The organism is Allobosea sp. Tri-44, assembly GCF_004123845.1.
GTDB lineage: Bacteria > Pseudomonadota > Alphaproteobacteria > Rhizobiales > Beijerinckiaceae > Allobosea.
In genome coordinates, this window is record NZ_NBDP01000018.1 from 51362 (window position 1) to 69381 (window position 18020).

The following is an 18020-nucleotide window of genomic DNA, read 5'->3' on the forward strand; positions in this document are numbered from 1 at the left end:
TTGGCGCGACATCTCATGATCATGAGGACATCGATGGCACTCACTCATTCCCATGCCTACCGTCTGGCGCGGGTCGCGACTGTCGCCGGCATGGCCTTCGCGACGGTGCCGGCGTTCAGCCAGGCGACGCCGGCGCCCGGGCCCGTCCAGGCCGTGCCGCAGGCCCATGGCACCACCATCTCGCTGGCGGACCTCGCCGAGCGGGTGATGCCGGCGGTGGTCAACATCGCCGCGGTGACGACCAGCGAGACCCGCGGCCGCAACCTGCCGCAGCTGCCGCAGCTCGGCCCCGACACCCCATTCGGCGACCTGTTCGAAGAATTCTTCAACCGCCGCGGCCGTGGCGGCGAACAGGGTCAGAACCAGCCGCAACAGCCTCCGCAGCAGCGCCGCTCGCAATCGGCCGGCTCGGGCTTCGTGATCGATCCGTCCGGCCTCGTGGTGACCAACAACCACGTCATCGGCGACGCCAACGAGATCACCGTGGTGTTCAGCGATGGCCTGCGCCTCAAGGCCGAGGTCGTCGGCAAGGACACCAAGGTCGACCTCGCCGTGCTGCGGGTGAAGCACGACAAGCCGCTGCCCTTCGTCAAGTTCGGCGACTCCGACAAGGCGCGCATCGGCGACCCCGTCATGGCGATCGGCAACCCGTTCGGCCTCGGCGGCTCGGTTTCGTCGGGTATCGTCTCGGCCCGCAACCGCGACATCAACCAGGGCCCGTACGACACCTATATCCAGACCGACGCGGCCATCAACAAGGGCAATTCGGGCGGTCCGCTGTTCAACATGGCCGGTGAGGTGATCGGCATCAACACCGCGATCCTGTCGCCGACCGGCGGCTCGGTCGGCATCGGCTTTGCCGTACCGTCGTCGCTGGCGACCAACATCGTCGATCAGCTCAAGGAGTTCGGCGAGACCCGCCGCGGCTGGCTTGGCGTACGCATCCAGAACGTCGATGACGCCACAGCGGAAGCGCTCGGCCTCGGCACGGCGCGCGGCGCGCTGATCGCCGGCATCGACGAGAAGGGCCCGGCCAAGCCGGCCGGCCTCGAGATCGGCGACGTGATCGTCAAGTTCGACGGCAAGGACGTGAAGGATTCGCGCGAGTTGCCGCGCATCGTCGCCAGCACGGCCGTCGGCAAGGACGTGCCGATCCAGGTCATGCGCAAGGGCAAGGAGCTTGCCAAGACGGTCAAGCTCGCCCGGCTCGAGGATGGCGAGAAGGTCCAGCAGGCCTCGGCCAACAAGCCTCCGGCCGAGGCTGCCAAGCCGGCGACCGCCTCGGCGCTCGGCCTCGAATTCTCGGCCCAGACCGAAGAGCTGCGCAAGCGCTACTCGATCAAGGACGGGCTGAAGGGCGTCGTCATCACCAAGGTCGACGGCAACTCGAACGCCGCCGACAAGCGCATCCTGGTCGGCGAGCTCGTCGTCGAGGTCGGCCAGGAGGCGGTGAACTCCCCCGAGGAGGTTACCAAGCGGCTCGATGCCCTGAAGAAGGAGGGCAAGAAGTCGGCCCTACTGCTCGTCTCGAACGGCCAGGGCGAAGTCCGCTTCGTCGCGGTGACGATGAGCTGACCGCTCCTCATTGATGGATTAACGAAAAGGCGGCCTCTGGGCCGCCTTTTTTGTTGCCGCTGATCGGCGCCATCAGGTTTTTGCGTTGGAACCGCGGTCACGGCTCCGACAAGGTTCCGGACCCAATCAAAGAGGCGTCCAATGCGGATGAGCGAGATTCCCTTCGGCACGACCGACTGGTCCTCAGTCGAGCCGGAGCATTTTCCCGGCGAAGAAGGCCAGGCGACCTGGCGTACAAGGCGCTTCGGGCCGGCGGACAATCCGATCCGCGTCAGGATGGTCGAATACTCGCCGGGTTATGTCTCGGACCATTGGTGCGAGAAGGGGCACATCCTTTTATGCCTCGACGGCGAGCTCGAGACGACGCTGGCGGATGGCCGGGTCATGCTGTTGCGGGCGGGGATGAGCTATCAGGTCGCCGACAATGCCGAGCCGCACCGCTCGCGCTCGCCGAAGGGCGCGCGGCTCTTCATTGTCGACTGAGGCTCAGCTCCTGACGATCTCGTCGCCGCGATAGCCCTGGGCGTAGAGCAAAGCGGAGAGGTCGGCGTGGTCGAGGCGGGCATCGGCGGCGGCGGCGACCGCCGGCTTGGCGCGATAGGCGACGCCGAGCCCGGCCTCGCCCAGCATGGCGAGATCATTGGCGCCGTCGCCGACGGCCAGCGCCGCCTCGTTCGGCAGACCGAAACGGGTGCGCAATTCGATCAGTGCATCGAGCTTGGCCTGCTTGCCGAGGATCGGCTCGGCGACCAGGCCTGAGAGCAGGGCGCCTTCGCTGAGCAGGATATTGGAGCGGTGCTCGTCGAAGCCGAGCGCCCGGCTGATCGGACCGGTGAAGACGGTGAAGCCGCCCGAGACCAAAGCCGTGTAGCCGCCATTGGCGCGCATGGTGCGCACCAGAGCGCTACCGCCCGGCGTCAACGTGATGCTCTTGGCGATGATCTCGTCGACGACGCCGAGCGCGATCCCCTTCAACAGCGCGACGCGCTCGCGCAAGGCCGGCTCGAATTCGAGTTCGCCGCGCATGGCGCGCTCGGTGATATCAGAGACCTTCTCCTTCAGGCCGACATAGGCCGCGAGCTCGTCGATGCATTCCTGGCCGATCATCGTCGAATCCATGTCGGCGAGGAACAGGCGCTTGCGGCGTGTGGCGGTTGGCTGGACGATGATGTCGACGGGGACGCTATCGAGCGCCTCGCGCAACCTCGCTTCGAGCTTGCGCACGTCGTCCGCTTCCGCGAAGAGGTCGGCCGCGATCTCGCCATCGAGGCGCTCGGTCCGCGCTGCTGTTGGTGCGGCGGCGCGCAGGCGGGCGAGCAGGCCATCGTCGAGCAAGGCCTGCCCATGAGCGGAGACGAAGGTGGCGACGAGCGTCATGAGGGAGCCGGGCAACAGGTGAAATACAGCGCGGTGCTCATCGCAGGTCCGACCGCGAGCGGCAAGTCGGCGCTGGCGGCCGAACTGGCGCGCCGCTTTGGCGGAGTCGTCGTCAATGCCGACTCGATGCAGGTCTACCGCGATCTCTCGGTCATCACTGCCCGGCCGACGCCAGAGGAGATGGGCGAGGTGCCACACCGGCTCTATGGCCATATCGACGGTGCGGTGAACCATTCGGCGGCAGCATATGCATTTGAGGTGTCAGCGCTGCTGCAGGAGCTGGCCGGGCAGGGCGCCCTGCCGGTGCTGGTCGGCGGCACCGGGCTCTACTTCAAGGCGCTGACCGAGGGGCTCTCGGATATTCCGCCCGTGCCTGAGGAGGTTCGTATTGCATTCCGGGCCTGGGCGGCGGAGCGCGAGACCGGCGAACTGCACGCTGCGCTTGCCGGCAAGGATCCGGAAATGGCGGCACGTCTGCGGCAGAGCGATCGGCTGCGGGTGATGCGGGCGCTGGAGGTGTTCGAGGCGACCGGGCGCTCGCTGGCGAGTTTCCAGGGCGCGCGGCGGCCGGGGCCGCTGGCCGGGCAGAGTCTGCTCAAACTCTTCCTCGCGCCGGAGCGGGAACTGGTGCGCACCCGGATCGACCGGCGCTTCGATGCGATGATGGCGCAGGGTGCGCTCGACGAGGTCGCGGCCTTGCGCGAGCGCCGGCTCGATCCGCTGCTGCCGGTGATGCGTGCCCATGGCGTGCCGGGGCTGATCGCCTATCTCGACGGCCGGCTTTCGCTCGATGAGGCCGTGACCCGCGGCAAGGCCGATACGCGCGCCTACGCCAAGCGGCAGATGACCTGGTTCCGCCATCAGATGGAAGGCTGGACGGCGGCTGAGCCGGAGGCCGGGCTCGCCGTTGCTCTCGCTGCCTGCAGCGACGAGCCGGCCGCCTAGCCCTTCGCTTGCCGGCTCTAATCCCGCTTGACCATGCGGCGCTGCTCGGCTAGCGTCCGGCAACTTTCGTTTCGACAGGGCTGCGACATGCGCAAGCTTATTATCGTACAGGTGCGCTGGTAGGGGCCGGTTTAACAACCGGGCGTCCCCGACGCCAGCGCACGCCCAGGCCCCTCCGAGGGCCTTTTTTATTGCCTTTTTCCGACCGAAACAGACCAAGACCTCCGCAGGAGACCGTTATGAGCGAGATGATGACCGGTGCCGAGATGGTCGTTCGCGCCCTCCAGGACCAGGGTGTGGAGCATCTCTTCGGCTATCCCGGCGGCGCCGTGCTGCCGATCTACGATGCGATCTTCCAGCAGGACAAGGTCAAGCACGTCCTCGTCCGCCACGAGCAGGGCGCGGTCCATGCCGCCGAGGGCTATGCCCGTTCGGCGCCGGGCAAGGTCGGCTGTGTCCTCGTCACCTCCGGGCCCGGCGCGACCAATGCCGTCACCGGCCTGACCGATGCGCTGCTGGACTCGATCCCGCTTGTCGTCATCACCGGGCAGGTCCCGACGCATCTGATCGGCTCTGACGCCTTCCAGGAATGCGACACGGTCGGCATCACCCGCTCCTGCACCAAGCACAACTATCTGGTGAAGAGCATCGCCGACCTGCCGCGCGTCCTGCACGAGGCCTTCTATGTCGCGGCAAACGGTCGGCCGGGCCCGGTCGTTGTCGACGTCCCCAAGGACATCCAGTTCGCGACCGGCGCCTATAGCCGCCCGCGCGACAATCAGCACAAGACCTATCGGCCGGTGGTCAAGGGCGACCTGAACAAGATCAAGGCCGCAGTCGAGCTGATCGCCAAGGCGAGGAAGCCGGTGTTCTATACCGGTGGCGGCGTCATCAATGCCGGCCCGCACGCCTCGGCGCTGCTGCGCGAGCTGGCGCGGCTGACCGGCTATCCGGTGACCTCGACCCTGATGGGGCTCGGCGCCTTCCCGGCTGCCGACAAGCAGTGGCTCGGCATGCTCGGCATGCACGGCACCTACGAGGCCAACCTCGCCATGCATGACTGCGACGTCATGATCAACATCGGCGCGCGCTTCGACGACCGGATCACCGGCCGGCTCGACGCCTTCTCGCCGCGCTCGAAGAAGATCCACATCGACATCGACCCGTCCTCGATCAACAAGAACGTCAAGGTCGATATCGGCATCATCGGCGATGCCGCCCATGTGCTCGAGGACATGGTCCGGATCTGGCGCGAGACGAGCCCACAGATCGACAAGACGGCGCTCACCGCCTGGTGGACGCAGATCGATGGCTGGCGGGCGCGGAACAGCCTCGGCTACAAGCAGTCCGGCTCGGTGATCAAGCCGCAATACGCGATCGAGCGGCTCTACGAGCTGACCAAGGATCGCAATACCTACTTCACCACCGAGGTCGGCCAGCACCAGATGTGGGCGGCGCAGTATCTGCGCTTCCAGGAGCCGAACCGCTGGATGACCTCCGGCGGGCTCGGCACCATGGGCTACGGCCTGCCTGCGGCGATCGGCGTGCAGATGAAGCATCCGGGCGCGCTCGTCATCGACGTCGCCGGCGAGGCCTCGATCCTGATGAACATGCAGGAGATGTCGACGGCGGTGCAGTACCGGCTGCCGGTCAAGGTCTTCATCCTCAACAACGAATACATGGGCATGGTGCGCCAATGGCAGGAGCTGCTGCATGGCGGGCGCTATTCGGAGAGCTACTCGGCCTCGCTGCCGGACTTCGTCAAGCTGGCGGAGGCCTATGGCGGGCACGGCATCCGCTGCTCCGATCCGGCCGATCTCGACCGCGCCATCATGCAGATGATCGAGACGCCCGGTCCGGTGATCTTCGACTGCCTGGTGGCGAAGGAAGAAAACTGCTTCCCGATGATCCCGTCGGGCAAGGCGCATAACGAGATGATCCTGCCGGACTTCGAGGGCGATACCGGCGAGATCATCGACGCCAAGGGCAAGCAGCTCGTTTGATCGGGCATCATCATGCTCGGGCCTGACCCGAGCATCTCCAGCCGGATGGGCACCTCATCCTGCACGAGATTCTCGGGTCTGCGCTTCGCGCGGCCCGAGAATGACGGCATCGGCACAGCATGGGGGACCACATGGCGACCATCGGCCTGATCGGCGGAATGAGCTGGGAATCGACGGCGGTTTATTATCGGCTGCTGAACGAGGGCGTGCGGGCGCGCCAGGGCGGGCTGCATTCGGCCGATGTCCTGCTGCACTCGGTCGACTTCTCGCCGATCGCCGAGATGCAGGCGAAGGGCGATTGGGACCGTGCCGGGGCGGCGATGGCGGCGAGCGCCCGCCGGCTCGAGCAGGGCGGGGCGGTCTGCATCGTGCTGGCGACCAACACCATGCACAAGCTCGCCGACCACATCACCCAGGCGACGAACCTGCCCTTCCTGCATCTCGCCGACGTCACCGCCAAGGCGATCCGCAAGAGCGCATCGCGTCGCCCGCTGCTGCTGGCGACGCGCTTCACGATGGAGCAGCGCTTCTATCGCGATCGGCTCGGCGCCTTCGGCGTCGAGGCGCTGGTGCCGGACGAAGCCGAGCGGGCGGATGTCCACCGCATCATCTATGAGGAGCTGTGCCAAGGTCGCGTCGAGTCAGCCTCCAAGGCGCGCTATCGCGAGATCGTCGCAAGGGCGGCGCGGGAGGAGGGCGCCGACGGCGTCATCCTCGGCTGCACCGAGATCGGGCTACTGGTCTCGCAGGCGGATTTCGACTTGCCGGTCTTCGACACCACGGCGCTGCATGTCGAGGCGGCGCTCGACTTCACGCTGGCGATGGAGCAGGCGGCGTGACGACCGGTAGCGAAAGCCGGCGTCGGATGTTATCTTACCATTGTCTTACTTTGTGGGAATGGTGATGGCGACGACACGTCTGTCCACTAAGGGGCAGGTCATCCTGCCCAAGAACATTCGCGAGCAGGGGCGCTGGGAGCCCGGCACCGAGTTCGAGGTAACGGCGCGCGATGGCGGCGTCTTCCTCGCGCCGAAGAAGCCGCGAAAGCGCTATACGATCGACGATCTCATCGGTTGCCTGCCCTATGACGGTCCGCCGAGGACGCTGGAGGATATGCAGAGGGGGATCGACCAGGCGATGGCCGAACGCTGGAAGCGAAAGTCGGGCCTGGATCGGTGATAGCGCTCGATACCAACATCGTCGTGCGCCTGATCACGGAAGACGATCCTGATGCGGCCGAGCGTGCGCGTGCCTTGATCCTGGAGTGGTCGGGTTTCGTGCAATCCACAGTGCTGCTCGAAACGGAATGGGTGTTGCGCGCCGTGTACGGTTTCAAGAGGCCGCAGATTACCAGGGCGTTTCGCATACTCAGCGAAACCGATGCGATCGAATTGGAGGATGGCGCGCGCCTGAGCGCGATCCTCGACGCTTATGAAGGCGGCCTTGATTTCGGAGACGCCATCCATCTCGCCACTTGTCCGGTTGCCTCTTTCGCCACCTTCGATCGTGCTCTGCTGACCAAGGCGAGGCACGCCTTCCCCGATCTGACGATTGTCTCTCCATGAAGCTGATCATCGCCAACAAGACCCATTCCTCCTGGTCGCTGCGGCCCTGGCTCGTCCTCAACCAGTTCGGCATTCCGTTCGAGGAGGTGCTGGTGCCGTTCGGGCCGACCATGGACGACCCCGGCTGGAAGCGTGCCGTCGCCGAGTACACGCCCGCCCGCAAGGTTCCATCGCTGGTCGACGGGGCAATCGCTGTCTGGGATTCGATCGCCATCATCGAATATATCGCCGAGACGCATCCCGAGCTGCCGATCTGGCCGCGGGACAAGGCGGCGCGGGCTCTGGCCCGTTCGATCTCTGCTGAAATGCACTCCAGCTTCGGTGCTCTGCGCAGCGCCTGCCCGATGAACCTCGCCTGGGTGCATCCGGCGCGTGATCGCGGCCCTGCGGTCGCAGCCGACATTGCGCGCGTCACCGAGATCTGGCGCGATGCGAGGCAGCGCTTCGGGGCGGGCGGGCCTTTCCTGTTCGGAGAGTTCAGTGCGGCCGATGCGATGTTCGCGCCGGTGGCCAGCCGCTTCACCACCTATTCGGTCGCGCTCGATCCCGTCAGCACGGCCTATGTCGAGGCCGTACAGGGCACCGCCGGCTTCCAGGCCTGGCGCGAGGCCGCGCTGGCCGAGCCCTGGATCGTATCCGTGGACGAGCTCGACGAACCGATCCTGACCGATTTCCGCCCAAATCTCAGCCGCAGCAAGGCCCAGCGATGAACACGACGCATTATCCCAGCGCCCCGACCGCCCAGCCGATCGCCCGCCACACACTGGCGGTGATCGTCGACAACGAGCCCGGCGTTCTCGCCCGCATCGCCGGGCTTTTCTCCGGCCGCGGCTACAACATCGAGAGCCTCACCGTCTCGGAGACCGAGCACGAGAAGCACCTCTCGCGCATCACCGTCGTCACCTCCGGCACGGCCAATGTCATCGACCAGATCAAGGCGCATCTCGACCGGTTGGTGCCGGTCCATCGCGTCGTCGACCTGACGCTGCAGGGCGAGGCACTGGAGCGCGAGCTCTGCCTGCTCAAGGTCGTCGGCAAGGGCGACCACCGCGTCGAGGCGATGCGGCTCGCCGCCGCCTTCGGCGCGCGCACGCTCGATGCGAGCCTTACATCCTTCGTTTTCGAACTCACCGGCGCGACCGAGGAGATCGAGCGCTTCATCAAGCTGATGACGGTGGTTGGTTTGACGGAAGTCTCGCGCACAGGCATCGCGGCGATGAGCCGCGGCCCGGAGGCGATGTAGGCTGCTAGCTTGACGAAGGCATGAGCTCTTGTCTCGGGGCTGGTGGGCGATCTCCTACGGCGGCTGGGGTTGAAGGAGCCCGCGATTGCTGCTGAAAGCGATCGTCCGGCGCTCGCCGGGGAGGGGGTAGAGCGGTGACGATCGGACTGAATGAAATCTCGCTCGGCCTCGGCCTCCTCGGCTTCTCCTGCTTTGCCTGGCCGATTTATCAACGCCTGTCCGGCAAGGTCGCGGCCGAACCGCTCGGCTCGGGCAAAAGCCTGCGCTCGCCACTGTGGTGGGTTGGCTTCGTGCTGACGGTCGCGGCGATCTTCCTGCAGCGCATCGCTGCGCAGCAAGCGGCGGGCGGCTGAGCCGCGACGGCACGCTTGATCGCTGGCGGCGATTGGCGGCAAATGCGTCGCATGACCCCTTGCTGTGAGCAGGCGATGTCGATCCATCTCGAACTCCGCAGCTATCGCGGCGGCGACCGCCACCGTCACGACTACAGCCAGATCCTGCTGCCGATGCAGGGGGCGATGCGGCTCGATGTCGAGGGGCATCGCAGCGTCGTCTCGAGCAACTGCGTCGCCATCATCCCGCGCGAGTACGAGCATGATTTCGAGCCGAGCCGCGATTGCAGCATGCTCATCCTCGATGTCGAGGCGGAGGCGTTTGCCGGGGAGGCGGCGCCTGCCCTGCTGCGCGACGCCGTACCTTCGCTCACCAGGGTCGAGCCTTGGCTGTGGCGGATGTTCCGCCAGCTCGGCGCCGAGGTCGAAGCCGGCGCCTGCCGCGCCAGTGACGCTGCCCGTATGACGCTGGCGGGGCTGCAGCTGGTGGTGCCACGCACCATGCCCCGGCCACTGTCGCGCGCGGAAAGCCGCGTCATCGACCTTGCCCGCGATGGCGGAGCGGGGAGCGTCGCCGAGATGGCGAGGACGGCCGGCCTCGGCCAGAGCCGGTTCCACGCGCTGTTCCGGGCGACCACGGGGCAGTCGCCGAAGCAAGCGCAGCTGACCCGGCTCTTCGACGAAGCGGCCGACCGGCTGGCCACGACAGCGCTGCCGGTTTCGGAGATCGCCTACGGCCTCGGCTACCAGAACGCCTCATCCTTCAACCGGCAGTTCAGGCGACGCTTCGGCCTGACCCCGTCCGAGTTCCGTGCCGCGAGCCGGAGCCAATAAGCGCAGCTTCGGTCAAGTCGTTCGGAGCTTCGCCTCATCACGGCTGCGCGGACGGTCGCTATGGTCCACGCGACTCAGCATCCATGAGGAACGCCCGCGATGAAACTCATCGATTTCAAGGTTCTGACCTTCGACTGCTACGGCACGCTGATCGACTGGGAGACCGGGATCTGGAACGCGCTGCAGCCGCTCATAAGCGCTGGCCAGCTCAAGCTCTATCGGGAAGAGGCGCTGGCGCATTTCGGTCGTATCGAGACCGAACTGGAAGAGGCGGGGCCGTCGCTACGCTACTCGACGCTCCTCGCTGCCGTGCATGCGCGCCTGGCCAAGGACCTCGGTGTCTCCATTCATGCCGATCTGAACGAGCGTTTCGGCGGCTCGGTGCCGGATTGGCCGGCCTTCCCGGATTCCGCCGAAGCGCTCGCCTATCTGAAAAGGCACTACAGGCTGGTGATCCTCTCCAATGTCGACCGCACGAGCTTCGCGGCCAGCAACCGCAAGCTCGGCGTGACCTTCGATGCGATCTACACCGCCGAGGATGTCGGGTCCTACAAGCCCGCCCCGCGCAACTTCGACTATCTGCTGGCGCATCTTGAGACCGATCTCGGCCTCAAGGCTGGCGACGTCCTGCATACCGCGCAGAGCCTGTTCCACGACCATGTCCCAGCGGAGCGGGCCGGGCTGGCGCGGGCCTGGATCGACCGGCGCTTCGGCATGGCAGGCGGTGGTGCAACGCAGATCCCCGCGAACCAGCCGAAGGTCGACTTCCACTTCAAGAGCATGGCCGAACTGGCCGAGGCTCATCGGAAAGCCATCGGAGGCTGATCAGCCGTTGAAGCCGCCGTCTTCGAGGAAGCGCTGCTCCTCGGTCGAGCTCTGCCGGCCGAGGACGGCGTTGCGATGCGGGAAGCGGCCGAAATCGCGGATGATGTCGCGGTGGATGACGGCGTATTTGGTCGAGTCGTCGTCGCCCGAGGCCTTGGTCAGGTCGACGCAGCGCTCCTGATCGGCGAGAGCCTCGGAATGCATGAACGGCATATAGAGGAAGCGGCGCTCGGGATTGTGGAAGGCCTCATCGAAGCCGCGCGCGATCGCCCGGCCGGCGACTTCGCGCGCGAGTGCGTCGGCTGCGAAAGCGTGAGCCGAGCCGCGATGCAGGTTGCGCGGGAACTGGTCGAGCAGGATCAGCAGCGCATAGACGCCCTCCGGCGTCTCTTCCCAATCGGAGAGCTCGCCGCGTGCGGCTGTGTCGACCAGCGGCCGGAATCGCCGGGCGATCTCGGTGTCGAAGGCATCGTCCTTGGCGAACCATTTGTCCGGACCGGCCTCGCGCCAGAAGGCGAGGACCTCGGCGGCGGCAGGCGGGATAGGCTGTGTCATAACTCGCTCCGGATCAGGCATTCTCTCGGAGGAAGATATAGGTGTGCTGACGGCGTGCGGGCGTTGAATTTTCTCCCGCGTACCCTTGCGCCCCGGCAAGCCGTGCGGTAGATGCCAGAACCGTAACGTACGGTACTCTCCGGATCGATGAGCGAACCCGCAACCCATAGCCAAGGTGAGGCGCTGAGCGAGCGGCAGCAAGCCGTGCTCGACGCCGTGCTGGCGTTGATGGTGGAGCAGGGCGACCAGCTCACCATGACGGCCGTCGCCCGCCGCGCGAGCTGCTCGAAAGAGACGCTGTACAAATGGTTCGGCGATCGCGACGGGCTGCTGACCGCGACCGTGCAATGGCAGGCGTCCAAGGTCCGGGCCGATAACTACGATCGCCAGGCGCTCGATGCAGCGACGCTGCGCAAGTGCCTGCGGGATTTCGCCGAGAACTGGCTCACCGTGATCACGAGCCAGACGTCGATCGCGCTCAATCGCGCTGCCATTGGGCATGCCGCCTCGGGCAAGAGCAATCTAGGCGGCATCGTGCTGGCAAACGGGCGTTTCGCCATAGGCGAGCGGTTGAAGCCGGTTCTGGAAGCTGGTCGCGCCGCAGGACTGCTCACCTTCGACGACGCCGAGACGGCGTTCCGCACCTTCTTCGGTCTGGTCGGACGCGACGTCCAGATCAGGCTGCTGCTGGGCGATGCGCTCGTCTCGGGAAAGGCCGAAATCCAGCGCGACGCCGCGCGCGCCACCGACCAGTTCCTCGCACTTCACGGACGGCATGAGCATGTTGCGCAAAAGTGGGAACCACTTTTGCGATGAGAACATGCTCAGCTTTTTGGTTTGCGCGAATTCTTCTCGTTCGGCGGAGCCGGCCGAACGGAAAGCGCGCTAGCGCCGTACCGAAAGCCTGAAGCCCAGAATCCAACCCAAGGAAGGACGCATCCAATGCGCGTTTATTACGATCGCGACGCCGACATCAACCTGATCAAGGGCAAGAAGGTCTGCATCGTCGGCTACGGCTCGCAGGGCCATGCCCACGCGCTCAACCTGCGCGATTCCGGCGTCAAGGACGTCATCATCGCGTTGAAGGCCGGCTCGGCCACCCGCAAGAAGGCCGAAGAGGCTGGCTTCAAGGTCATGACCCCGTCCGAGGCCGCCAAGGTCTCCGACATCATGATGATGCTGACCCCTGACGAGCTGCAGGGCGACATCTACCGCGACGAGCTGCACGGCAACATGAAGGAAGGCGCTGCCCTTCTGTTCGCGCACGGCCTCAACGTCCACTTCAATCTGATCGAGCCGCGCAAGGACCTCGACGTGCTGATGGTCGCGCCGAAGGGCCCTGGCCACACCGTCCGTTCCGAGTATCAGCGCGGCGGCGGCGTGCCGACCCTGATCGCGATCCACCAGGACGCGACCGGCAACGCCCATGACCTCGGCCTGTCCTATGCCTCGGCCAATGGCGGCGGTCGCGCCGGCATCATCGAGACGACCTTCAAGGAAGAGTGCGAGACCGATCTGTTCGGCGAGCAGGTCGTGCTCTGCGGTGGCCTGGTCGAGCTGATCAAGGCCGGCTACGAGACGCTGACCGAGGCCGGCTACGCCCCGGAGATGGCCTATTTCGAGTGCCTGCACGAAGTGAAGCTGATCGTCGACCTGATCTATGAGGGCGGCATCGCCAACATGAACTACTCGATCTCGAACACCGCCGAGTTCGGCGAGTACGTGACGGGTCCCCGCATCATCACCGCCGAGACCAAGGCCGAGATGAAGCGCGTGCTCACCGACATCCAGTCGGGCAAGTTCACCCGCGACTGGATGCTGGAGAACAAGGTCAACCAGACCTCGTTCAAGGCGACCCGCGCTCGCATGGCCGCCCATCCGATCGAGGAAGTCGGCGCCAAGCTGCGCGACATGATGCCTTGGATCAAGGCCAAGGCGCTGGTCGACAAGACCAAGAACTGAGGCAAGCACCGGACTTCGCACGCGGATTCATCACCCTGCGAAGCTGATTCCGGAACCGCTTCCAATCGCTTGAAAATAAACGGAACGGGCGCCTGCAAGGGCGCCCGTTTCGCATTGTCGGAGGCCGCGACGGGAACCGCTTTCCGCGGCGGGCGTTTATGCTCCAGTCGATATCTGCAGGAGCGTGCGATGACCCATCAGGAAGAGCTGAGACACAGGGCGATCGAGCGGCTGCATCAACGCCACGCCCGTCACGGGCTGGTCGATGTGGCGAAGCCGGCGTCGTGGAACGATCAGCTCCCGGTCCTGCTGCTGAGCGGTTTTTTAGCGGTCACCTTGCTCGCGAGCATCCTGATGCGCGCAGCAGGCGGGTGACAAGGTTCTGAAGCCAGCCAATGGAGGCGGCGATGCAAGACGATGTCAGGGAGCGCGAAGCGCGGATTCCGGAGAAGGATGGCCAGCCGATCCCGCCGATGCGGGCGGATGTCCACTCCGATGCAGATCCGGCGGTCGAGACCCCGGTTGAGGCACGGCAAGGTTTCCTCGACCGGCCCGTGCTGGTCGTTCTGGTGGCCGGACTTGCCCTTGCGATTGTCGGTTGGGGCGTCGCTGGAATGTTGGCCTATTGAGCCCACCGCGACCTAACCACGACGACGGAATTCAACGACGAAGCAGACCAAAGCTGAACAGATGGAGGCGATGATGACACCGATCCGATCGATGCCTGCGTCCCAGGGTTTTCAGTTCAAGTTCGCGCATCTGGCGCTGGGCGCCTCTTTCGCCCTGCTGACAATGGTCGTCCTCGGCCTGCTGTAGCTCGCAGCGGCGCAGGAACCGGCCCGGTCAAACCCTGACCGAGCCGGCTTTCGCTTGAGATCAAGCGCCGCATCGGGCTCGCTCGACCACCCCTGACAGAAGCTGTCACTGAGTCCCGGAGCTTCTGACAGCAGCTGTCAGCCCGAAGGCGTTCTCTGTCGTCATCACAACGACGGAGACAGGTCATGATCAGCTTCATTATCGGATCGGCCAAGCCCGTGCTCGCAATGGTCGACGGGCTCGGCCGGATTCTTGGCGGGATCAGCCGCTGGCTACAGTCGCGCCGCGACTATCGCACCCTTTGCGACATGACCGAGCGCGACCTGCGCGATCTCGGTTTGCGCGACAGCGATCTGCGCGATGCGACCGCCGCCCCATTCTTCGGCGACCCGACCGGGATCATCTCGCTGCGCGTCGAAGAGCGGCGCGGCCTTGCGGGTGGGGAAAGCGTCGACCAGGTCCTGCGCGGCCTGAGCGCGGGAGCACCGGTCCGGCCGGAGCGGATCGCTAAAGAATCCGACAGCGCCGTAAGCAGCCGGGTGGTCTTTCTCAGGGCGGCCGAATGAGCGGCCTCTGAGAAGGAGGAAGGCCATAAGTGGAACTTGCGGCGCCTGCGATTGCGAGCTCGACGAGAACCCGATCAAGGTCACGATCGGCGGGAACGCGGTCGAGGTCTGCTGCGACGACTGCGCCCAGGCACTGCGCGAGGCGGATGCCTCGCAGGCGCAGAGCGACGGAATCTAACCGAGCGGCATGACAGAAGCCGTCATTGCGAGCGTAGCGAAGCAATCCAGCAGTGGCAGTGCTCTACGTTCCCCTGGATTGCTTCGTCGGTGCGCTTCTCGCAATGACGGTTTGAAAACGAAAGAGCCGGCCGCGGGAAGCGGCCGGCTCGTCTATTTTTGATCGGGGTCAGAAGGTGACGTGGTCCTTGATGTCGGCTTCGACATTCGAGGGCAGCACGCTGCGCTTCACCAGATCGTCGAAGTTCTTGAACTTCGCCTTGCCGCGCTCCTCGACGATCTTCTTGGAGCGGGCCTCGCCGATGCCCTTGAGCTGCTCGAGCTCGCTGGCGCTGGCGGTGTTGATGTTGACCTTCTTGGCCTGGGCCTGGGTGGTGGGCGCAGCCGGCTTCGCGGTGGGCGCGGCAGGCGTCGTCACGGGGGCGGCCGGCTTGGCCGGGGTGGTCGGCTGGATTGCGGTCTGCGCGAGGGCCGGGCCGGCGGCGAGAGCGAGCGCGGCGAGGCCGATGGCGAAACGAGACATGGTCATGATCTCGACTCCTGTAAGTCGTGCCCGGTGGAGCTGGAGCGCGGATGCCGGGCCGTCCGCGCCGCCGCGCCGGTGGTGAACCGGAGGATCCGGTCTCGACGCGATGGCCGGACTTTCGGCCGGTGCGGCTGAACGCGATCTGAGGTCAGCGTTCAGCTGGCGTTGTGCTTTCCGCCGGGTTTTCGCCGCGATTGACTAGATCGCCGTGCGTCCGAACGGACGCGGCAAATGGCGATCCATCTTTTTGTTGTCGCATCGGACCGAAAAGTGGAATCCACTTTTCGGTCCGATGCCGGTGCTATTTTCCGGTGAACTGCATCACGTATTCGGAGAAGCGCCCGGCGCCGTAGATCAGGCCGAAGCCCCAGGCGAAGGAGGCGGCGAAGTTCGCCAGCTGGAAGGGCCAGAACGGCATCTTCACGATGCCGGCGACGAGCGCGATCACAGCGCGGATCGGCCCGAAGAAATGGCCGATGGCGACGCCGAGCACGCCCCATTTCTCGAAGAAGTCATGGCCGCGCTGGAGCAAAGCAGGATTGTTGCGCAGCGGCCAGTGATCGCCGACGCGCGGACCGAGAATCAGGCCGATCCAGTAGGAGAGCCAGAAGCCGGAGGCCGCGCCGAGCGCCGCTGCGAGCGAGAGCGGCATGAGATTGAGGCCCGAGGCGCCCGCAACCGCGCCAAATGCGGTGAAGAATACTGTCGCCGGCACGAGCCAGGACAGGATCGCGACGCATTCGGCAAAGCCGATCAGGAAGACGATCGGAGCCGCCCAATACTGGTTGGCACGCATGAACGCGACGAGCTCGTGCATCCATTGCTCAAGCGGGGGCATGGGCCGGCGATTCTCCTGAGAGCGGCGAACGATATCGCGAGCGATAGAGCAGAAGCGTCGACTTTTCGCTACTACAACCAGTTGGCGGGTCCCGGTGTCGCAGGGCGGGTTGCCTTCGCGGATTGATTGCCTAGTGTTCGCGACGAACAGAAATAGGCCGCGCGCGCCGGGACGGCGGCGACGGCAGGGGACGGGATATCCATGGAGTCCAAGGTCAGCCCGCCCGGCGATGCGGGCGCGGCAGCAGAACTGCCGGCGGTCAGCCTCGCCGGCATCGACATCACCTTCCATCTCCAGGGCGGCCAGCGCTACCAGGCGGTGAAGAAGATCGACCTTGCTGTGGCGCCCGGCGAGTTCGTCTCCGTGGTCGGCCCGACCGGCTGCGGCAAGTCGACCCTGCTCAACGCTGCCGCCGGCCTGCTGGCGCCGTCTGCCGGCAGGGTCACGATCTTCGGCCAGCCGCTTTCGGGTCTTAATCGCCGCGCCGGCTATCTCTTCCAGCAGGATGCGCTGATGCCGTGGAAGACGGCGCTCGACAACGTCAAGGTCGCGCTCGAGCCGATGGGCGTCTCGGATGCGCAGGCCGACAAGCATGCCCGCGACTGGCTCGGACGCGTCGGCCTGCGCGCCTTCGTCGAGCGCTATCCGCACATGCTGTCGGGCGGCCAGCGCAAGCGCGTGGCACTGGCGCAGATGCTGATCCGCGATCCCGAGATCCTCTTGATGGACGAGCCCTTCGGGCCGCTCGACGCGCAGACCCGCCAGATCATGGGCAACCTCCTGCTCGATCTCTGGTCGAAGGACCGCAAGGCGCTGATCTTCGTGACGCACGATCTCGAGGAGGCGATCGCGCTCTCCGACCGCGTCGTGGTGATGTCGGCCGGTCCAGCCGCCGGCATTGTCGCCGATTACAAGGTGCCGCTGCCGCGTCCGCGTGACATTGCCGAGATCAGGCTGGAGAAAGCCTTCCACGAAATCCACCGCGACATCTGGACCTCGCTCCGGGTCGAGGTGCAGAAGGCCTATGCGATGGGCGAGGGCAAGGAACTGGTCGAAGGAGCCGCGTCATGAACCGCGTCAAGCTCATCGGCCTGCAGATCCTGGTCATGGTCGTCTTCCTGGCGATCTGGCATATCGTCACCACCACCAGCCTGTTCGGCGACATCAAGACGACGCAGTTCTTCTTCTCGACCCCCGGCGAGGTGCTGGCGCGGACCTGGAAGCAGCTCACCGGCGCCGACATCTACTACCATCTCGGCATCACCCTGACCGAGACGGTACTCGCCTTCGTCATCGGCTCGGCCGCCGGCGTCTTCTTCGGCTTCGCCTTCGCGCGGAATGCGCTGCTGGCGGCGGTGTTCGACCCCTATATCAAGGCGGCGAACGCCCTGCCGCGCGTCGTGCTGGCGCCGATCTTCGCGCTCTGGTTCGGCCTCGGCATCTGGTCGAAGGTGGCGCTCGGCTTCACGCTGGTGTTCTTCATCGTCTTCTTCAACGTCTACCAGGGCGTGAAGGAGGTCTCGCCGACGGTGCTGGCCAACGCCCGCATGCTCGGCATGAACGAGCGCCAGCTCTTCCGCCATGTCTACTGGCCCTCGGCCCTGACCTGGATGTTCTCTTCCCTGCACACCTCGGTCGGCTTCGCGCTGGTCGGCGCCGTGGTCGGCGAATATCTCGGTTCCTCGGCCGGGCTCGGCTACAAGATCCACGAAGCCGAGAGCGTCTTCGACGTCACCGGCGTGTTCTCGGGCATGCTGATCCTGGCGATCTTCGTGATCGTGATCGACTCGATCGTGACGCTGGTCGAGAACCGGCTGCTGGTCTGGCGACCGGGGCAGAGCAGTACGACCACGACCTAACGTAAGCTGCGCTTGATTCCCG

23 protein-coding genes are annotated in these 18020 nt (G+C 65.6%); 19 read left to right on the plus strand and 4 right to left on the minus strand.

The window, feature by feature from the left end:
• Positions 1 to 33 precede the first annotated feature (33 nt).
• Positions 34 to 1575 carry a Do family serine endopeptidase gene (locus tag B6S44_RS12040; protein WP_248309566.1) on the plus strand — a complete coding sequence of 514 codons (1542 nt, stop codon included), beginning with the start codon at positions 34 to 36 and terminating at the stop codon, positions 1573 to 1575.
• 141 nt (positions 1576 to 1716) lie between these two features.
• Complete coding sequence (locus B6S44_RS12045; RefSeq protein WP_129157135.1) at positions 1717 to 2058, plus strand: DHCW motif cupin fold protein; 342 nt, start codon at positions 1717 to 1719, stop codon at positions 2056 to 2058.
• Between the two features lie 3 nt (positions 2059 to 2061).
• Here B6S44_RS12045 and serB read toward each other — a convergent pair whose 3' ends face one another.
• Positions 2062 to 2952, minus strand: a complete 891-nt coding sequence (gene serB, locus B6S44_RS12050; RefSeq protein ID WP_129157136.1) for a phosphoserine phosphatase SerB — start codon at positions 2950 to 2952, stop codon at positions 2062 to 2064.
• Here serB and miaA point away from each other — a divergent pair.
• From miaA to B6S44_RS12100, 10 genes are all read left to right on the plus strand, one after another.
• The gene (gene miaA, locus B6S44_RS12055) at positions 2920 to 3897 is read left to right on the plus strand and encodes a tRNA (adenosine(37)-N6)-dimethylallyltransferase MiaA (RefSeq protein WP_129157137.1); all 978 of its coding nucleotides are present in this window, start codon (positions 2920 to 2922) and stop codon (positions 3895 to 3897) included. The two genes, serB and miaA, sit on opposite strands and share 33 nt — an antisense overlap.
• 239 nt (positions 3898 to 4136) lie before the next feature.
• A complete protein-coding gene (locus B6S44_RS12060; protein WP_129157138.1) occupies positions 4137 to 5900 on the plus strand; it encodes an acetolactate synthase 3 large subunit in 1764 nt (587 codons plus the stop codon).
• Positions 5901 to 6031: 131 nt separating this feature from the next.
• Positions 6032 to 6739, plus strand: coding sequence for an aspartate/glutamate racemase family protein (locus tag B6S44_RS12065; protein ID WP_129157139.1), 708 nt, complete (start codon positions 6032 to 6034; stop codon positions 6737 to 6739).
• A gap of 64 nt (positions 6740 to 6803) precedes the next feature.
• Positions 6804 to 7079 carry an AbrB/MazE/SpoVT family DNA-binding domain-containing protein gene (locus B6S44_RS12070; RefSeq protein ID WP_164985801.1) on the plus strand — a complete coding sequence of 92 codons (276 nt, stop codon included), beginning with the start codon at positions 6804 to 6806 and terminating at the stop codon, positions 7077 to 7079.
• A complete protein-coding gene (locus B6S44_RS12075; RefSeq protein WP_164985802.1) occupies positions 7076 to 7465 on the plus strand; it encodes a type II toxin-antitoxin system VapC family toxin in 390 nt (129 codons plus the stop codon). Before B6S44_RS12070 ends, B6S44_RS12075 begins: the two co-directional genes overlap by 4 nt.
• On the plus strand, positions 7462 to 8175 hold the full coding sequence (locus tag B6S44_RS12080; protein WP_129157142.1) for a glutathione S-transferase family protein: 714 nt from the start codon (positions 7462 to 7464) through the stop codon (positions 8173 to 8175). Before B6S44_RS12075 ends, B6S44_RS12080 begins: the two co-directional genes overlap by 4 nt.
• Positions 8172 to 8708 carry an acetolactate synthase small subunit gene (gene ilvN, locus B6S44_RS12085; RefSeq protein WP_129157143.1) on the plus strand — a complete coding sequence of 179 codons (537 nt, stop codon included), beginning with the start codon at positions 8172 to 8174 and terminating at the stop codon, positions 8706 to 8708. Before B6S44_RS12080 ends, ilvN begins: the two co-directional genes overlap by 4 nt.
• A gap of 134 nt (positions 8709 to 8842) precedes the next feature.
• Positions 8843 to 9061, plus strand: a complete 219-nt coding sequence (locus B6S44_RS12090; RefSeq protein WP_129157144.1) for a hypothetical protein — start codon at positions 8843 to 8845, stop codon at positions 9059 to 9061.
• A 75-nt stretch (positions 9062 to 9136) separates the two neighbouring features.
• On the plus strand, positions 9137 to 9874 hold the full coding sequence (locus tag B6S44_RS12095; RefSeq protein ID WP_129157145.1) for a helix-turn-helix domain-containing protein: 738 nt from the start codon (positions 9137 to 9139) through the stop codon (positions 9872 to 9874).
• 99 nt (positions 9875 to 9973) lie between these two features.
• The gene (locus B6S44_RS12100; protein WP_129157146.1) at positions 9974 to 10699 is read left to right on the plus strand and encodes a haloacid dehalogenase type II; all 726 of its coding nucleotides are present in this window, start codon (positions 9974 to 9976) and stop codon (positions 10697 to 10699) included.
• Here B6S44_RS12100 and B6S44_RS12105 read toward each other — a convergent pair whose 3' ends face one another.
• The gene (locus tag B6S44_RS12105; protein WP_129157147.1) at positions 10700 to 11254 is read right to left on the minus strand and encodes a DUF924 family protein; all 555 of its coding nucleotides are present in this window, start codon (positions 11252 to 11254) and stop codon (positions 10700 to 10702) included.
• A 147-nt stretch (positions 11255 to 11401) separates the two neighbouring features.
• On the opposite strand from B6S44_RS12105, the gene B6S44_RS12110 reads away from it, so the two are divergent.
• From B6S44_RS12110 to B6S44_RS12130, 5 genes are all read left to right on the plus strand, one after another.
• Positions 11402 to 12070: a TetR/AcrR family transcriptional regulator C-terminal domain-containing protein gene (locus B6S44_RS12110; RefSeq protein ID WP_129157148.1), complete on the plus strand. Its 669-nt coding sequence runs from the start codon at positions 11402 to 11404 to the stop codon at positions 12068 to 12070.
• A gap of 126 nt (positions 12071 to 12196) precedes the next feature.
• On the plus strand, positions 12197 to 13216 hold the full coding sequence (gene ilvC / locus B6S44_RS12115) for a ketol-acid reductoisomerase (protein WP_057190987.1): 1020 nt from the start codon (positions 12197 to 12199) through the stop codon (positions 13214 to 13216).
• Positions 13217 to 13405: 189 nt separating this feature from the next.
• Entirely contained in the window at positions 13406 to 13591 is a 186-nt protein-coding gene (locus tag B6S44_RS12120; protein WP_129157149.1) for a hypothetical protein, read from the plus strand.
• 32 nt (positions 13592 to 13623) lie between these two features.
• A complete protein-coding gene (locus B6S44_RS12125) occupies positions 13624 to 13845 on the plus strand; it encodes a hypothetical protein (protein WP_129157150.1) in 222 nt (73 codons plus the stop codon).
• Positions 13846 to 14217: 372 nt separating this feature from the next.
• Positions 14218 to 14598, plus strand: a complete 381-nt coding sequence (locus B6S44_RS12130) for a DUF1127 domain-containing protein (protein WP_129157151.1) — start codon at positions 14218 to 14220, stop codon at positions 14596 to 14598.
• A 346-nt stretch (positions 14599 to 14944) separates the two neighbouring features.
• Here B6S44_RS12130 and B6S44_RS12135 read toward each other — a convergent pair whose 3' ends face one another.
• Both B6S44_RS12135 and B6S44_RS12140 read right to left on the minus strand, forming a co-directional pair.
• Positions 14945 to 15304: a ComEA family DNA-binding protein gene (locus B6S44_RS12135; RefSeq protein ID WP_129157152.1), complete on the minus strand. Its 360-nt coding sequence runs from the start codon at positions 15302 to 15304 to the stop codon at positions 14945 to 14947.
• Positions 15305 to 15602: 298 nt separating this feature from the next.
• Positions 15603 to 16118, minus strand: coding sequence for a DedA family protein (locus B6S44_RS12140; RefSeq protein WP_206735139.1), 516 nt, complete (start codon positions 16116 to 16118; stop codon positions 15603 to 15605).
• 222 nt (positions 16119 to 16340) lie between these two features.
• Here B6S44_RS12140 and B6S44_RS12145 point away from each other — a divergent pair, with 222 nt between their 5' ends.
• The gene (locus B6S44_RS12145; protein WP_129157154.1) at positions 16341 to 17210 is read left to right on the plus strand and encodes an ABC transporter ATP-binding protein; all 870 of its coding nucleotides are present in this window, start codon (positions 16341 to 16343) and stop codon (positions 17208 to 17210) included.
• On the plus strand, positions 17207 to 17998 hold the full coding sequence (locus B6S44_RS12150) for an ABC transporter permease (RefSeq protein ID WP_129157155.1): 792 nt from the start codon (positions 17207 to 17209) through the stop codon (positions 17996 to 17998). Before B6S44_RS12145 ends, B6S44_RS12150 begins: the two co-directional genes overlap by 4 nt.
• Positions 17999 to 18020 lie beyond the last annotated feature (22 nt).

Bases quoted from the DNA above. Each gene is read 5' to 3' on its own strand.
- B6S44_RS12040 (WP_248309566.1), top strand. From the start codon at position 34: ATGGCACTCACTCATTCCCATGCCTACCGTCTGGCGCGGGTCGCGACT.
- B6S44_RS12045 (WP_129157135.1), top strand. From the start codon at position 1,717: ATGCGGATGAGCGAGATTCCCTTCGGCACGACCGACTGGTCCTCAGTC.
- miaA (WP_129157137.1), top strand. From the start codon at position 2,920: ATGAGCGGAGACGAAGGTGGCGACGAGCGTCATGAGGGAGCCGGGCAA.
- serB (WP_129157136.1), bottom strand. From the start codon at position 2,952: ATGACGCTCGTCGCCACCTTCGTCTCCGCTCATGGGCAGGCCTTGCTC.
- B6S44_RS12060 (WP_129157138.1), top strand. From the start codon at position 4,137: ATGAGCGAGATGATGACCGGTGCCGAGATGGTCGTTCGCGCCCTCCAG.
- B6S44_RS12065 (WP_129157139.1), top strand. From the start codon at position 6,032: ATGGCGACCATCGGCCTGATCGGCGGAATGAGCTGGGAATCGACGGCG.
- B6S44_RS12070 (WP_164985801.1), top strand. From the start codon at position 6,804: ATGGCGACGACACGTCTGTCCACTAAGGGGCAGGTCATCCTGCCCAAG.
- B6S44_RS12080 (WP_129157142.1), top strand. From the start codon at position 7,462: ATGAAGCTGATCATCGCCAACAAGACCCATTCCTCCTGGTCGCTGCGG.
- ilvN (WP_129157143.1), top strand. From the start codon at position 8,172: ATGAACACGACGCATTATCCCAGCGCCCCGACCGCCCAGCCGATCGCC.
- B6S44_RS12095 (WP_129157145.1), top strand. From the start codon at position 9,137: ATGTCGATCCATCTCGAACTCCGCAGCTATCGCGGCGGCGACCGCCAC.
- B6S44_RS12100 (WP_129157146.1), top strand. From the start codon at position 9,974: ATGAAACTCATCGATTTCAAGGTTCTGACCTTCGACTGCTACGGCACG.
- B6S44_RS12105 (WP_129157147.1), bottom strand. From the start codon at position 11,254: ATGACACAGCCTATCCCGCCTGCCGCCGCCGAGGTCCTCGCCTTCTGG.
- B6S44_RS12110 (WP_129157148.1), top strand. From the start codon at position 11,402: ATGAGCGAACCCGCAACCCATAGCCAAGGTGAGGCGCTGAGCGAGCGG.
- ilvC (WP_057190987.1), top strand. From the start codon at position 12,197: ATGCGCGTTTATTACGATCGCGACGCCGACATCAACCTGATCAAGGGC.
- B6S44_RS12120 (WP_129157149.1), top strand. From the start codon at position 13,406: ATGACCCATCAGGAAGAGCTGAGACACAGGGCGATCGAGCGGCTGCAT.
- B6S44_RS12125 (WP_129157150.1), top strand. From the start codon at position 13,624: ATGCAAGACGATGTCAGGGAGCGCGAAGCGCGGATTCCGGAGAAGGAT.
- B6S44_RS12130 (WP_129157151.1), top strand. From the start codon at position 14,218: ATGATCAGCTTCATTATCGGATCGGCCAAGCCCGTGCTCGCAATGGTC.
- B6S44_RS12135 (WP_129157152.1), bottom strand. From the start codon at position 15,304: ATGACCATGTCTCGTTTCGCCATCGGCCTCGCCGCGCTCGCTCTCGCC.
- B6S44_RS12140 (WP_206735139.1), bottom strand. From the start codon at position 16,118: ATGCACGAGCTCGTCGCGTTCATGCGTGCCAACCAGTATTGGGCGGCT.
- B6S44_RS12145 (WP_129157154.1), top strand. From the start codon at position 16,341: ATGGAGTCCAAGGTCAGCCCGCCCGGCGATGCGGGCGCGGCAGCAGAA.
- B6S44_RS12150 (WP_129157155.1), top strand. From the start codon at position 17,207: ATGAACCGCGTCAAGCTCATCGGCCTGCAGATCCTGGTCATGGTCGTC.